This window comes from Mesorhizobium sp. M0500 (assembly GCF_040321165.1).
Lineage (GTDB): Bacteria > Pseudomonadota > Alphaproteobacteria > Rhizobiales > Rhizobiaceae > Mesorhizobium.
The window spans coordinates 1-1,254 of the sequence record NZ_JAMYRB010000080.1 but is presented as its reverse complement, the minus strand read 5'-3'; the positions used below and the strand labels follow the sequence as shown (position 1 = coordinate 1,254).

At 60.6% G+C, this 1,254-nt stretch carries 2 protein-coding genes; both read left to right on the top strand.

What is annotated here, in order from left to right; translation table 11 throughout:
- The first annotated feature begins 78 nt into the window (after positions 1-78).
- Positions 79-429: a transposase gene (locus NKI70_RS33830; RefSeq protein ID WP_023680086.1), complete on the top strand. Its 351-nt coding sequence runs from the start codon at positions 79-81 to the stop codon at positions 427-429.
- On the top strand, positions 378-1,226 hold the full coding sequence (locus NKI70_RS33825; RefSeq protein ID WP_352726457.1) for an IS3 family transposase: 849 nt from the start codon (positions 378-380) through the stop codon (positions 1,224-1,226). Before NKI70_RS33830 ends, NKI70_RS33825 begins: the two co-directional genes overlap by 52 nt.
- Positions 1,227-1,254 lie beyond the last annotated feature (28 nt).

Sequence of the window (1,254 nt, the reverse complement as noted above, 5' to 3'; positions counted from 1 at the left end):
TGGAGTGCGCCCCTCGGACCGGACGGGATGAACAAGCAGAATTGACTTGGAAGCCGGGCTTTCGAAGGATGGAAGCCCATGGTGACTTATCGCACGCACAGCATCGAGTTCAAACGTCAGGTAGTGCAGGAGTTCCTGTCCGGCGAGACGCTGCATGGTCTCGCCAAGCGGCACGAACTGCCGCGTAACCTGATCCGCATCTGGGTTCAGAAATACGAGGCCGGCTCCTTCGACGAAGACGTGGCGGCGGCCGACACGATGCAGACCTATGAGGCGCGGATCGCAGCGCTGGAGCGGCTGGTAGGCCGGCAAGCCTTGGAAATTGAGTTTCTAAAGGGGGCTCTGAAAAGCGCACCACGTCCGAGAAGCGGGACTACATCCGTGATCACCGGCCCGGCGGTGTCTCCATCGCTGAAGGATGCCGGCTGATGGGGATCGCGCGATCAACCTACTACGATCAGCCCGAAACCGCCGTGGATGACACAGCGCTCGTCGAGACGATGGGTGAGATCTCCGACAGCTTCGAAGCTTACGGCTATCGCCGCATGCAGGCGGCGCTGCGGCAGCGCGGCATCGTCGTCAACCACAAGAAGGTCAGACGGTTGATGCGCGAGCACGATTTGCAGCCCAGGATCAGGCGGCGCTTCATCGCCACTACGGACAGCGATCACGAGTTGCCGATCTTCCCGAACCTGGCGAAGAACGTGACACCCGACGGCCCGAACCAGCTCTGGGTGAGCGACATAACATACGTGACGATTGCGGCGGGCTTCGTCTACGTCGCGGTCATTTTGGATGCCTGGTCACGCAAGGTCGTTGGTTACGCCATCGGTCGGTCGATCGACGCGCGCTTGACCGTTGCAGCATTGAAGGCGGCAATCGAACGACGAAAACCCCCGCCGGGCTGCGTCCATCACTCGGACCGAGGGTCGCAATATGCCGCACTCCTCTACCGCAACGTTCTCGCCGAGCACGATCTTATTGGATCGATGGGCCGGCGCGGCAATCCCTACGATAATGCGAAAGCGGAAAGCTTCATGAAGACGATGAAGGTCGAAGCCGTCTATCCGATGGCCTACGAAACCTTCGCCGACGTCGCTGAGGACCTTCCCCGCTTCATTGATGAGGTTTACAACACCCGCCGATTGCACTCAGCGCTCGGCTATCTCAGCCCGCAACAGTTCGAGGACCAACACGCCCGGCAGATGGTCAAAACTGCGGCTTGACCCTGTCCGGTCCGAGGGGCGCACTCCA

Excerpts from the sequence above, each read along its gene's own strand:
- NKI70_RS33830 (WP_023680086.1), top strand. The coding sequence starts at position 79 with ATGGTGACTTATCGCACGCACAGCATCGAGTTCAAACGTCAGGTAGTG.